Raw genomic sequence first — 12,247 nt, 5'->3', positions numbered from 1 at the left:
CCCTCGCAGGTGGGAGTCGGTGTCCGTGTCGCTCTGACTTGGAATAAGTTACGCGTCCGCCGAAGTCTTTGACAAATCCACAGGTCAGAGACTCAGAGGTATCCATTTCCCCAGCAAGATTGCCCGTTTAAGTCGATTTTCACGAATTCGGACATCATGTGACGCCGGACACCGTGCCCGGATCGGCACGCAGCGGGAACTCACACCACTTGGACTCGGATACCTGCATCCTCGAACAACGCGACTTGCTTTGCGTCTACTGCAGCATCGGTAACCAGCACGGCCCCCGGCGGTATCGGCGCCCACGCATGGAAAGGACGTTCACCGAGCTTGGCGGAGTGGGCGAGGATGTAGACCTCGCCGGCACGTTCGATCATCATTTCCTTGAGCCGGGTCTGATCGAGCTCAGCTTCACAAATACCCAGGTCAGCGGTAACTGCATCGGCACCGAGGAATGCCTTGTCAAACGACACCCGCTGCAGCGACGCTTCCGCCAGTGGCCCGACGAATCCTTGACTGAGCTGTCTCAGGGTCCCCCCGAGACATTCGACTCGAACACCATCAGCGTCGGCTAACGCCTCGAGCGCCGTCAGCCCTGCAGCGATCACCGTCAAATTCGTCACGTGACGTAAGAACTCTCCCATCGCTCCGACGGTGGTACCTGCATCAAGGAGCACGGTTTCTCCGGGCCGGACCTGCTCAGCAGCCCATTCGGCGATGCCCCGTTTGGCGTCGAATCCCTCCATTGCGCGTTGACGCAAGGAGGATTCCGGATGAGGGTTGAGAGCAATCGCCCCGCCGTACGTTCGAGCAATTACTCCCTGGGCAGTCAACTGACTCAGGTCGCGACGAATCGTGGATGCAGTCACCCCGAATTGGGCAGACAGATCCTCGACACTGGCCAGACCGCTGGTACGAGCGAGCCTCGCAATCTCCGACCGCCTCGCCTCCGACTCCCGGATGGCCATCGCTCCTCCCCCTACAAACCGTGGTTCTTACTTGGAAACGAATGTGCTGGTTGCCAATTCGGCCGCCTGCCGCAGCGCTTCGACCATACTACCGGCCTCGGCGATGCCCTTACCTGCAATATCGAAAGCGGTTCCGTGATCGACGGAGGTACGGATGACAGGTAACCCGACGGTGATGTTGACGCCGGCCTCGATCCCGAGAACCTTGACCGGGCCGTGCCCCTGATCGTGGTACATCGCAACGATCAAGTCGTAGTCCCCACGTCCAGCGAGGAAGAATGCCGTGTCCGCCGGCAGTGGGCCGTGGACGTCGATTCCTTCTGCCTTCAAGAGTTCGACGGCGGGAATGATCTTCTGCTCTTCCTCTCCGTACCCGAAAAGCCCGTTCTCCCCCGCATGCGGGTTGATCCCGCACACGCCGATTTTCGGAGATGGATTGCCCGTGCGCACCAAAGCTTCGTGACCTCGACGAATGGTCCTCTCGACCAGGCCGGGCTCGATCCTGGCAACTGCATCGAGCAGTCCGATGTGAGTGGTCACGTGAATCACCTTGAGCTTGGGGGTCGACAACATCATCGACACCTCCTCGGTACCGGTCAGGTGCGCAAGCAATTCCGTGTGTCCGGGATAGATGTGCCCTGCCGCATGCAGCGCTTCCTTGTTCAGCGGCGCCGTGCAGATCGACTGGACTTCACCGCGTACGGCGAGTTCGCTTGCGACGCGGATATATTGATAGGCCGCATCTCCCGCGACTGCCGACAGTTCACCCCAGGCGAGATCCTCGGGTAGCAAGTCCAGATCGATGACGTTGATCCGTCCATCGATGAATTCAGCATCCTTGATCTCCTCGATCGCGACCACGTCGACGTCGATTCCGAGCACCGTGGCAGCCGATCGCAAACGCTTCGCGTCGCCGACAACAACAGGGCGGCAACGCTTTCTCGTTTCGGCGTCGAGGAGTGCGGGGACGATCACTTCCGGTCCGACGCCGGCGCCGTCGCCCATCGTGACAGCAATCAGCGGCAGTGGAGTGGATTCGATTGACATGGGATTGACCTCGTTGTCTGAAGGAGTAACTGAAGGTGGACTGTCCGGAGCGGCGACCGGGGTGGGGTGCGCGAGAAACTTCGTTATGGAGAAAAGACTGTGTGCATTCCCGAAACTGCCTGGCCGCGTGACGATGTACCGTCCGGTGCGATCGACGGAAAGTACGGCGCCGTGTTCGATTTCGTAAATCGGTGACAGCGTGTCGATCCGCAGGCGGTCGAGAACGCTGCGCGCGGTTTCGCCACCGGTAAGTACCAGGTCGATCGGGTACTCGTCGTGGGAGAATCCTGCATCGACGGCAGCGATCAGATCGGCGAGAGCCGAAACGAGGTGGACGGATTCTGCAGGCACGACAGGTCCACTTACCGAAACCACGACGTTTCCGCGATCCAGTGCGTTCAGAATCGGAAGCGGATCGACCGAATGCGCCAGCAGCTCAGCACTGTTCACTTCGATATGATGCGCCCCTGAATCCCGAAGCAATGCCACTTGGTCCCCGGCAGACGCATCCGCCGTCCCCACGACGACCAAGGTAAATCGAGAATCACGAAGAGATGGGCACGCGACGGGTGACTGCACGGTTCTTCGTCGTGCCACTGCCATCGCGAGCGCCGAGGTTCCTACCAATCGAGAACCCCGAACCTCCTGTGCTGCAGCCACAATCAGTTCCAGATCACTCTCGGTCTCGACGTCGCAGATCGCCACCGACCCGGCTTCTGAGATCGACGCAAGAACCTGGATCAAACGACCGGAGCGAATGTCATCCAGCGATACGCCAGAAGTGATTGCCGACGGGCCGAGCGCCTCTGCAATCGACCGAGGAGTCGGCTTCGACTCCGCGCGCCACAGGTCGGTGGAGTGCAACGCAACCCCATCGACCAACACCACGCCGTCTTGCACCGTGCGCCCTTGTCTGGGCAGTCCGGCGGCGACGATGACCGGGGATCCGTCGCGGGAGAGTTCTCCGACCTCCGCTGCTATGTTGCCCCTGAGCAGGGAATCGATCTTCTTGACGATCTCGGAGCCGTCAGACGATTGCAGAACTGATCTCACGTCCCGAGAGGCTCTGGCGGGGTCGGATCGCCGTGAGTGCAGATCGAAAACCGTCACTCCTGATCCGTCGGGCGCATCTGGGCCGAGCCGAAGCGATATGCCCGAACTGCGGAGCAGAAATCCTGCGGCCGACTCCGCTGCTCCGGAAAGATCATCAGCGATGATTACCAGTGGTTTCATCGAATTCCTCGACCCCCTTTCGGTCTGAATCGAGTTTGCACAGCATCGCAACCGATGCGCGAAGTACGCAATCGAAGTTACGGGACTTGCGCGAAGTGCGCAACAGTGCCATTGTGAGCTGAGTTACAAGCGAGAGCCCGACGCGATTGTTCACCAACAGTCCGCTCGGAGCGTCGCCCCCACGCTGCCCCGTCAGGATCGAAAGGTCACCGATGACCAATACTCGTTTGCGAACACCACAGCTCTCCCGGCGATCCTTTCTGCAGTTCACCGGGCTGATCGGTGGCGCAACGCTTCTGGGCACGACTGCCGCGTGCGCCGGCCCTACCGGGAAACCGACACAGGACACCCTGGTGCTCGGGCTCAACCGCTCGCTCGTCAGCCTCGACAACAAACTCAATCAATTCGACGCAGCAGTCACGGCTCAACGTGGCGTCAGACAAGGTCTCACCCGGATCGGCGACAATCTGACACCGCAACTCGTTCTCGCTGACAGGTTCGAATCGACCGGCCCGACCGAGTGGACGGTTCGACTCCGCGAGGGCATCCGTTACTCCGACGGCACACCTGTGCTGATCGACGACGTCACGACGGCAATGCAGATGTACCAGCAGGTCAGCGGATCGTTTGTCGCACCGCAGTTCCCCGAGTGGCCGACGGTCGTCCCCATCGACGATCGCACCTTCATCCTTCGGACGAATTCCCCGGTGCCGGTTCTGGACTCGCTCATGTCCAACATCTTGATCACCCCGGCCGCTGCCAACGAACCCAACGAACTGCAGAGCGGAATCGGGTCGGGACCGTTCGTCGTCAGCGAATCGAACCGGGGCACCGGCGATTACACACTTGTCGCCAATGACAACTACTGGGGCCCGGCCCCCGGCGTTCGTCGTGTTCAGGTCCGCTTCATTCCCGAAGAGGCCGGCCGCGTCGTCGCGCTTCGGAGCGGCGAGGTCGACGTCATCGACTCGATCAGTCCCGATTCCGCCGAACAACTCGCCGATCTGCCTGGTGTCCAGGTGGACACAGTACCGAGCACACGCATCAACCAACTGTTCTTCAACTTCCGCAAGCCCGCCGATCACCCACTGTCCAATCCGCGTGTCCGAGAAGCTCTCACGTATGCCATCGACGGTGAGTCACTCGCTCGGGACGTGCTGATCGGTTCCGCAGTCCCGGCCACCGGCCCCGCACCGTCGACCTTGGACGGAGCCGTGAAAACCGGTACTTACCAATATGATCCACGGAAAGCGCGGCAAATGCTCGAGGCCGAAGGTGCCGACGACCTCGAACTCACCTTCATCTGGGAAACCGGAGAGTTCACCAACGACGTCTCGGTGATGGAATCGGTACTCGAAATGATGAAGGCCGTGGGAGTACGCGTCAAACTCCAGCAGTTCGAACCGGGCGGTGACATCTCGTCCTGGCGCCAGGGCAAGACCGGCGACTGGGATGTGCTGGGCAACGGCTACGGCAACCAGACCGGACTTGCACTGACCACGTTGCAGGGGATGTACGCCGGCACAGCGGAGAAGGAAGCAACTCGCGACACCTATCACGGGTACGTCTTCCCCGAAATCACCGCGAAGATCCAAGCCGCATCCAGTGAACCAGACCCGACCAAGCGCGCCGCTCTACTCGACGCCGCACAACAAGACATCTGGAACACCTGGCCTTGCCTGTGGAGCTTCGTACCCAACGCACTCCTTGCGAAACGCACTCGTGTACAAAATGTTTCACTGACCCCAATCAACTCCTACGACCTCGGCGCCGTCCGATTGGAGGCCTGAGGCGATGACTCTCACCGCTCCGAAACCGCAAACCGCTCTCGGAATCTCTCCGCGTCGACGCACACGGATCAACCCGACCGTCAAATACGTGCTCAAACGTCTGGCACAGAGCGCCTTGACGATCTTCCTCACGCTCACAACAGTGTTCGTCCTGATCCGAATGGCACCCGGCGATCCTGCCTACGCCTTGGCCGGACCGCTGGCCAGCACCGAGGATCTCGCACAGATCCGTGCTGACATGGGCTTGGACAAGTCGGTGTTCTCCCAATACCTGATCTACCTGTGGGACCTCGTCCACCTGAATCTCGGCACGTCGTACTCGTTCCAGGCGCCGGCCATGGACGTTGTCCTCGGCCGTCTCCCGTACACCATCACCCTTGCCGTCAGCTCCATTCTGTTGACCGCCGTGCTCTCGATTCCGCTGGGCGTGTGGATGGCCCGTCACGCGGACACCAGACGTGAACTCGGTGCGAACGTCGTAGCCGTCGGCGGGCAGTCCATGCCGGAGTTCTGGAGCGGCCTCATGCTGGTGACGATCTTCGCGGTCTTGATCCCCATACTCCCGGCAGCCGGCTTCACCACGTGGCCGTCGTTGATCCTGCCCACCGTCACCATCGCCATCCTTCAGATCGCATTGATCTCCCGGATGGTTCGACGCGAAATGGTCTCGGCCTTCGCTTCTCCGTACATCACCGTCGCACGCTCTCGCGGAGTATCGGAACGCGAACTCACCTGGCGATATGCGATGCGTAATTCGGCGATTCCGATCGTCACCGCGCTGGGCACCAGATTCGCCGGAATGCTGAACGGCGTCGTGGTGGTCGAGGTCGTGTTCGCCTGGCCTGGTGTCGGCTCGCTGGTGGTCCGCGCACTCGAGACTCGCGACTACCCGCTCATCCAGGCCACCGTGCTTGTCACCGCGGTTCTCGCAGTGCTCGTGCAACTGGCAGTGGACCTCCTCTACCCCCTCCTGGATCCACGCGTGCGACTCGGAAAGGGCGCCAACTGATGACTACCGTCTTGGAACCTCCAACAACTCCACGCGCCAGCGCGGTCACCGAGGCAGACTTCGCACGCGCCGGAGCCACGCGCCGTAAGCGAGACAGCCGAGTCAAGATCTGGGCCGGCTCGATCTGCGCGCTCCTGGTGATTCTTCCTGTTGCATTGGCCGGGCTGCTCCCCCTTGCAGATCCGAACCAGACCAACCTGAGCAGTCGACGGCTACCGCCCCTCACCGACGGCCATCTGTTCGGCACCGATCAGTTGGGACGAGATCTGCTCTCACGGATCCTGCACGGCGGCCAGGTGTCTCTGACGATCGGTATTCTCGCCGTGATCGTCTCCGGCGTCATCGGCATCGTCGCCGGATCCGCCGCGGGGTACTTCGGTGGTTGGGTCGACACCGTGATCTCCCGCCTACTCGAAGCACAGCTTTCTCTGCCTCTGCTGATGATGCTGCTTCTCGTTGTTGCGCTGTTCGGCCCGTCCATTCCCGTCATCACGTTTGTCATCGCGATCGCACAGTGGCCCGAAGTCGCACGGTTGACTCGCTCATTGGTACTCGTCGAACGCGAAAAGCCTTACGTAGCTGCAGCTCGAGTCCTCGGACTTACCCGCATGGCCATCCTGCTTCGTCACGTCATTCCCAACATCGTCAAGCAGGCATCGCTCGTCGTCCTGCTGCTGCTCGCGCAGGCCGTACTGCTGGAAAGTTCGTTGAGCTACCTCGGTGCCGGACCGCAACGTCCATTCGCTACCTGGGGACGAATCATCGCCGACGGCCAGGACTACATCACCACGTCATGGTGGATCGTCACGTTGACCGGTCTGATGATCGTGCTGCTGGTCGTCGGAGTGAACCTACTCGGCGATGGTCTGCGCGATCGTCCTGCAGGTTCGAAACGACTGGGCGCAAGCCTGTTCGGGCGTGGCAGCGCCCAGAAAGCGAAGGCGTGAGACATGGGAAATCTACTACGGGTCGACGATCTCCAGATCGAACTTGTCACGGCGAACGGCGTCATCCGAGCCGTCGACGGCGTGTCCTTCTGCATCGACGCCGGTGAAACCGTCACCATCATCGGTGAATCCGGCTCCGGAAAGTCGACGACAGCCATGGGGATTCTCGGACTGCTTCCGGACGATCTTGCGGTTCTTTCCGGGAAAGCCGTGTTCAAGGGTCAGGACATTCTCGGAAACACGAAGATCCTGAACGATATTCGCGGAAAACACATCGCGCTCATCCCCCAGGACCCGATGACGGCTCTGAGTCCCGTCCACACCATCGGTAGCCAACTTCGAGAAGCAGTGCGCCACAGCGGTGTGACCGCGAAGAAGCAACAAATCGAGCGGGCAGTGCAACTGCTCGAGCAGGTACGCATTCCGTATCCGGATCAGCAACTCGACAAGTACCCGCATCAACTGTCGGGTGGAATGTTGCAGCGCGTCCTGATCGCCGGCGCTCTTGCTGCCGGCCCCGAACTGATCGTGGCCGACGAACCCACCAGCGCACTGGACGTAACCGTTCAGGCCGGGATTCTGGATCTATTGCTCGAGTTGCAGGAGCGCACCGGCATCGGAATGCTGGTCATCACTCACGATCTCGGAGTTGCGCGGTTGGTCTCCGATCGCATCTACGTGATGAAGGACGGACGTTTTGTCGAGACCGGTAGTGCCGACGTTCTCGTCGACTCACCGCAAAGCGCCTACACACAAAAGCTTCTCGACGCCATACCTCAACTGGGGCCTTGGGACGGCGACCCCGCCCGTTCAACACAGATCGGAGCCTCGGCATGACCCGCCACGAAACGCCACTTCTCGCCGTCGAAGATCTCGTGGTCGAGTATCCGGTTCCCGACGGAGTTTTCCGAGCCGTGGATGCTGTGAGCTTCTCGGTGGAAAAGGGCAAGACCTTGGCCATCGTCGGCGAATCCGGATGTGGCAAGTCGACCATCGCTCGATCGATCGTCCGACTCCTCACACCGACCAGTGGACGCATTCTCGTCGACGGCAATGACATCGCGCAGATGTCGGAGAAGTCGCTGCGCCCCTACCGCTCTCGCGTTCAAATGGTGTTCCAAGATCCGTACGGATCGCTCGACCCTCATCTGACTGCCGAGGACATCATCGGAGAACCACTGCGCCTCAAAGGTGTTCGGAGCAAGTCTGAACGTGCAAAGGCAGCAGCAGAACTCGTCGATCGCGTTGGCTTGCCCAGCTCGGCACTACACCGGCGTCCGGCGGAGTTCTCAGGAGGCCAACGTCAGCGCATCGGAATTGCTCGTGCACTTGCCAGCGGACCCGAGATCCTGGTCTGCGACGAAGCGACCAGCGCTCTCGACGTGTCGGTGCAAGCGCAGGTACTCGAGCTCCTACGTGAAATTCAGGCCGATACCGGTCTGACGTACGTTTTCATCTCACACAACTTGGGCGTCGTCCGAGAAATCAGCGAGACCGTAGTCGTGATGTCGAAAGGAACCATCGTCGAATCCGGTTCCACAGACACAGTTCTCGCCAGTCCGCGCGAGCCGTACACCCGCGCACTACGAGGCGCTGCTCTCGATCCCACCACCATGGTCGGCATCAAACCACGCCACGTGGTGGCAGCCCTGTCCAAGAACTTGCTAGCCAAGCAGACCGAATCACGAGGAGTTGCCTGATGACCGCCCCACTCGAGCTTCCGAAACTGGTGCTCGGCACCATGACATTCGGAGACACGGTCGACATATCGGGCGCCGGATCGATGCTCGACGCAGCACTAGGCGCCGGTATCTCTCACATCGACACGGCCAACGGCTATGCGGGCGGCGAGTCCGAGCGCATGCTGGCAAAGCTGCTCCACGGCCGACGCGATTCCGTCACTCTGGCCACCAAAGCGGGAATGCCGCATCCCGATGCCGGCGACAACAGCCCACTCTCGACAGAGGGGCTCCGAGCAAGCGTCGAAGGAAGCCTGCGCAGACTCGACACGGACTACGTCGACCTGTTCTATCTCCATCAGCCGGACCGAACCGTCACGCTGACCGAAACTCTCACCACCGTCGCGGAACTGGTTGCCGAGGGCAAGATCCGCACACTCGGCGTATCCAACTTCGCAGCGTGGCAAATCAGTGAAATCAACTACACCGCAGACACAGTCGGAGCTCCCCGACCGATCGTCGCACAGCAGCTCTACAACTTGCTCGCGCGTCGCATCGAAGAAGAATACGCAGAATTCGCGGACGTGACCGGACTGACCACCATGGTCTACAACCCACTCGGTGGGGGCCTGCTCACGGGGCGCCACACCTTCGAGGAAAGTCCCGCCGACGGCCGATTCGGCGACTCACGTCTTGCGTCGATGTACAAGGAGCGATACTGGAACACACAGATATTCGACGCGATCGCTCAACTGACGGCAATCGCAGAGCAGTCGGGCATCTCCCTGACCGAGCTTGCGTTGCGCTGGCTGGTCAGCAAGCCCGTCGCCGGATCGCTGCTCCTCGGAGGATCCAAAGTAACGCACCTCGAATCCAATATCGCGGCCATCGGGCGAGGTCCACTCGACGCCTCGACCGTCGAAGAGTGTGATCTCGTCGGTGCCGCCCTACGAGGCCCCATGCCCAACTACAACCGCTGAAACACCCGACCTTCATCAGGAAGAGTTCTTCACTATGTCAGCACAGGAATTCGCCGCACGCATCCGAGGACGCGAACGCATACTCGGATATTGGTCCGTCATCGACAGCCCGATCTCGACCGAATGGATCGCGCACGTCGGCTGGGACTACATTGCCCTCGACATGCAGCACGGCCTGATCGGCTATTCGGGGATGGTCGCCGGGCTCACCGCCATCGACTCGTCACCGTCCACCGTCGGGATGGTGCGCGTCGAGGCAAACAATCCGACACCTATCGGCCGTGCACTCGACGCGGGCGCTGTGGGCGTCATCGTTCCGCTGATCAACAACGCCGAAGAGGCAGCGGCCGCCGTGGCAGCCGCCAAGTATCCGCCTTTCGGCATCCGCTCCTACGGACCCATGCGCTCGCAACTCCGTATCGGCCCCGTTCCCGCCGACGCGAACCGCGACACCGTTGTATTTGCGATGATCGAGACCCCACAGGGTCTGGCGAACGTCGAAGAGATCTGCGCAGTGCCCGGATTGGACGGCGTGTACGTCGGGCCGTCCGACCTACGAATCGCCGTCGGAGGTAAGCACTCCAACGATCCGGACGTCGCCGAGGAATTCGAATCAGCGCTCACCAGGGTGCGCGAAGCTGCCGCCGTCAGCGGAGTCGCTGCGGGAATCCACACACCTTCCGGTCAGGTTGCGGCACAACGGCTCGGGGAGGGCTACACGTTCGCGACCGTGGCCTCGGACCTGACACATCTGGCGAACATCTCGGCTCAGCATTTGGATGCCGCCAAGTCCTGATCCGGGTACAAAAATGGCGATGCTCCCGCACTTGGTACGGGAGCATCGCCATTCTCGAACAAACTATCTCTGAATCGCCTTGATCTCGAGGAACTCTTCGAGCCCGAACGTGCCGGCCTCGCGCCCGACGCCCGACTGCTTGTACCCACCGAACGGAGCATTCGTGTTGAAGGCGCCGCCGTTCACCTCGACCTGCCCGGCACGCAGTTGCCGTGCGACGCGATCCGCGCGATCGGGGTCACCTGACCAAACGCCACCGGCCAGTCCGTACTCGGTGCCGTTAGCGATCCGCACTGCGTCGGCCTCGTCTTTGTAGCCCATGATCGAGAGGACCGGTCCGAAGATCTCCTCGCGCGCAATGGTCATGTCTTCGGTCACGTTCGCGAACACCGTCGGACCGACGAAATATCCACTGGCCAGACCGGTTTCGCGACCGTCGACAACCGCGGTGGCACCTTCCGACACACCCTTCTCGATGTATCCGCGAACGCGTCCCAGCTGATTCGCGTTCACCAGAGGACCAAGCACCGAAGTCGGCTGAGTCGGATCACCTACCGGGAAATGAGCGGCGACCGCAGCAGCAATTGCCGCTGCCTCATCCACCTTCTCCGCGGGAACCAACATACGCGTCAGCGCCGAACAGGTCTGGCCCGAGTTGATGAAGCACTTTGCGACGCCGTCCGTGACAGCCCTTTCGAGATCGGCGTCGTCGAGAATGACGTTCGCCGACTTGCCACCCAGCTCGAGCGAGACCTTCTTGATGGTGTCCGCGGCGACGATGGCCACTCGCTTGCCTGCCCGAGTCGACCCGGTGAAGGAGACCATGTCGACTTCCGGGTGGCCGGCGATGGCTTCACCCACTACCGGGCCGTAGCCACTTACCAGGTTGAATACACCTGCAGGCAAACCAATTTCGTCGAAGATGTCAGCGAGAGCGTACGTGATGAGTGGCGCAACCTCGGTGGGCTTGAGAACCACGGTGCAGCCCGCCGCGAGCGCACCGCCAACCTTCAAGACAACTTGGTGGAGCGGGAAGTTCCAGGGAGTGATAGCGCCGACAACACCCGCAGGTTCGCGAACAATCAGCGAATTCCCGACCTCGTGAGCGTCGAAATCATAAGTGCGAGCCAATTCGGCAAATGCATTCAAATTCGCGAGCGGCATTCCGATTTGCACGGGCTTCGCGAATCCGATCGGCATTCCCATATCCTGCGAAACCAGCGCCGCAAGATCATCGGTACGTTCGGCAATAATCGCCGCGGCTTTGGAAAGATATTCGGCTCGCTCGCCGCCGGATAGTGCAGACCAAGCGGGGAAAGCCTTTCGTGCTGCCTTCGCGGCCGCATCGACATCTTCGACAGTGCCTTCGGCGACAGTTCCTATCAGCTCTTCGGTAGCCGGATTGAGAACGTCGATCCGACCGCTGCCAGTGGATTCGATCCAGGCGCCATCAACATAGATTTTGGTGCGGTCGAGAATATCGGTCATCGAAGCCTCCGTAGTCATCACGTGTGCACAGGTGAGGTGGGCCCGATCACACGGGGCACCTCTTCCGAGCCTAGCCACGCTCGACGGGTTCCGTGGCAGGTTGGTGTCGCGATTGACCGTCGACTGACGAGACCTGTGGTGCGCGCACGCTTTTCAGTGATGGTGTGAACGTACCGTTCCCCTCGCCCAAGAGGGTGAGCGTGCCGTTCACTCCATGCCGGGGTGCCGGCGGCGTGCCCGCCCCTTTGATGGTGCGAACGGTACGTTCGGTCGATCTGAGGCGACGAAAGTGCTGTTCGCTCGAAGTCGG

General features: G+C 61.0%; 10 protein-coding genes. 7 read left to right on the top strand and 3 right to left on the bottom strand.

All coding sequences use genetic code 11. The features are described from left to right. Positions 1 to 200: 200 nt before the first annotated feature. A complete protein-coding gene (locus QM609_RS28970) occupies positions 201 to 968 on the bottom strand; it encodes a DeoR/GlpR family DNA-binding transcription regulator (protein ID WP_003941419.1) in 768 nt (255 codons plus the stop codon). Between the two features lie 27 nt (positions 969 to 995). Continuing rightward, complete coding sequence (gene pdxA, locus QM609_RS28965) at positions 996 to 3,248, bottom strand: 4-hydroxythreonine-4-phosphate dehydrogenase PdxA (protein WP_050656953.1); 2,253 nt, start codon at positions 3,246 to 3,248, stop codon at positions 996 to 998. Positions 3,249 to 3,460: 212 nt separating this feature from the next. Between pdxA and QM609_RS28960 the strand changes: the two genes are divergently transcribed. Genes QM609_RS28960 through QM609_RS28930 form a run of 7 tightly spaced genes read left to right on the top strand, consistent with a single transcriptional unit; the run spans position 3,461 to position 10,449 of the window. Continuing rightward, positions 3,461 to 5,038 carry an ABC transporter substrate-binding protein gene (locus QM609_RS28960; protein ID WP_007732494.1) on the top strand — a complete coding sequence of 526 codons (1,578 nt, stop codon included), beginning with the start codon at positions 3,461 to 3,463 and terminating at the stop codon, positions 5,036 to 5,038. 4 nt (positions 5,039 to 5,042) lie between these two features. Beyond that, a complete protein-coding gene (locus tag QM609_RS28955; protein WP_199267570.1) occupies positions 5,043 to 6,047 on the top strand; it encodes an ABC transporter permease in 1,005 nt (334 codons plus the stop codon). Further along, positions 6,047 to 6,994, top strand: a complete 948-nt coding sequence (locus QM609_RS28950) for an ABC transporter permease (protein WP_003941426.1) — start codon at positions 6,047 to 6,049, stop codon at positions 6,992 to 6,994. Before QM609_RS28955 ends, QM609_RS28950 begins: the two co-directional genes overlap by 1 nt. Before the next feature lie 3 nt (positions 6,995 to 6,997). Then, complete coding sequence (locus QM609_RS28945; RefSeq protein WP_007732500.1) at positions 6,998 to 7,831, top strand: ABC transporter ATP-binding protein; 834 nt, start codon at positions 6,998 to 7,000, stop codon at positions 7,829 to 7,831. Continuing rightward, positions 7,828 to 8,694 carry an ATP-binding cassette domain-containing protein gene (locus QM609_RS28940; protein WP_007732503.1) on the top strand — a complete coding sequence of 289 codons (867 nt, stop codon included), beginning with the start codon at positions 7,828 to 7,830 and terminating at the stop codon, positions 8,692 to 8,694. Before QM609_RS28945 ends, QM609_RS28940 begins: the two co-directional genes overlap by 4 nt. After that, a complete protein-coding gene (locus tag QM609_RS28935; RefSeq protein WP_003941424.1) occupies positions 8,694 to 9,653 on the top strand; it encodes an aldo/keto reductase in 960 nt (319 codons plus the stop codon). Before QM609_RS28940 ends, QM609_RS28935 begins: the two co-directional genes overlap by 1 nt. Before the next feature lie 34 nt (positions 9,654 to 9,687). After that, positions 9,688 to 10,449, top strand: coding sequence for an HpcH/HpaI aldolase family protein (locus QM609_RS28930; protein WP_007732505.1), 762 nt, complete (start codon positions 9,688 to 9,690; stop codon positions 10,447 to 10,449). Between the two features lie 63 nt (positions 10,450 to 10,512). On the opposite strand, the gene QM609_RS28925 is transcribed toward QM609_RS28930, so the two are convergent. Beyond that, a complete protein-coding gene (locus QM609_RS28925; protein ID WP_050656954.1) occupies positions 10,513 to 11,937 on the bottom strand; it encodes an aldehyde dehydrogenase family protein in 1,425 nt (474 codons plus the stop codon). Positions 11,938 to 12,247: the final 310 nt, after the last annotated feature.

Source organism: Rhodococcus sp. IEGM 1302, assembly GCF_030056935.1.
Lineage (GTDB): Bacteria > Actinomycetota > Actinomycetes > Mycobacteriales > Mycobacteriaceae > Rhodococcus_F > Rhodococcus_F qingshengii.
Note: the sequence above shows the minus strand (reverse complement) of the source record. Positions and strands in the feature narration are given on the sequence as shown.

Coding starts and splice junctions, on each gene's coding strand:
- QM609_RS28970 (WP_003941419.1), bottom strand. CDS start 968: ATGGCCATCCGGGAGTCGGAGGCGAGGCGGTCGGAGATTGCGAGGCTC.
- pdxA (WP_050656953.1), bottom strand. CDS start 3,248: ATGAAACCACTGGTAATCATCGCTGATGATCTTTCCGGAGCAGCGGAG.
- QM609_RS28960 (WP_007732494.1), top strand. CDS start 3,461: ATGACCAATACTCGTTTGCGAACACCACAGCTCTCCCGGCGATCCTTT.
- QM609_RS28955 (WP_199267570.1), top strand. CDS start 5,043: ATGACTCTCACCGCTCCGAAACCGCAAACCGCTCTCGGAATCTCTCCG.
- QM609_RS28950 (WP_003941426.1), top strand. CDS start 6,047: ATGACTACCGTCTTGGAACCTCCAACAACTCCACGCGCCAGCGCGGTC.
- QM609_RS28945 (WP_007732500.1), top strand. CDS start 6,998: ATGGGAAATCTACTACGGGTCGACGATCTCCAGATCGAACTTGTCACG.
- QM609_RS28940 (WP_007732503.1), top strand. CDS start 7,828: ATGACCCGCCACGAAACGCCACTTCTCGCCGTCGAAGATCTCGTGGTC.
- QM609_RS28935 (WP_003941424.1), top strand. CDS start 8,694: ATGACCGCCCCACTCGAGCTTCCGAAACTGGTGCTCGGCACCATGACA.
- QM609_RS28930 (WP_007732505.1), top strand. CDS start 9,688: ATGTCAGCACAGGAATTCGCCGCACGCATCCGAGGACGCGAACGCATA.
- QM609_RS28925 (WP_050656954.1), bottom strand. CDS start 11,937: ATGACCGATATTCTCGACCGCACCAAAATCTATGTTGATGGCGCCTGG.